Origin of the sequence: Natrinema limicola JCM 13563 (assembly GCF_000337475.1) — an archaeon.
Taxonomy (GTDB): domain Archaea; phylum Halobacteriota; class Halobacteria; order Halobacteriales; family Natrialbaceae; genus Natrinema; species Natrinema limicola.
On sequence record NZ_AOIT01000054.1, the window covers coordinates 1 to 421 of the forward strand.

1 pseudogene is annotated in these 421 nt (G+C 61.3%); it reads left to right on the forward strand.

The features are described from left to right. Positions 1-421 (forward strand): annotated as a pseudogene (locus C476_RS13760) (RNA-guided endonuclease TnpB family protein); the annotation flags it as partial.

Below are 421 nucleotides of genomic sequence, written 5' to 3' on the forward strand. Positions count from 1 at the left end.
GGCACCACAACCCGGCCGCGGGACGAATTTCTGGATACCGCTTCGTATCAACCCCGAACAAGAAGGTCTGTGGCACGACCTCGTACACGGGGACGCATCAGCGGGCCAACTCCGACTGCAACGCCACCGCACGTCGTGGACGCTCCACGTCACCATCGAGTTCCCGGTCGAAGAACCCGACTACGAACCGACCGACGACGATGTAACACTAGTCGGCTTCGACATTGGCGAAGCACACCTGCTCGCGGGCTGTGCCTGCGAGCAGGGCACTCCGACTGACCCACTGCTCATCAACGGTGGTCGCGCTCGCCACCTTCGCAAAGAGATGTTCACGACGCTGAAACGGCTCCAAGAGCGTGACGCCGCGGAGTGGCGGATTGACGAACGATTCGGCCATTACCAAAACGCGCTCACTGACATC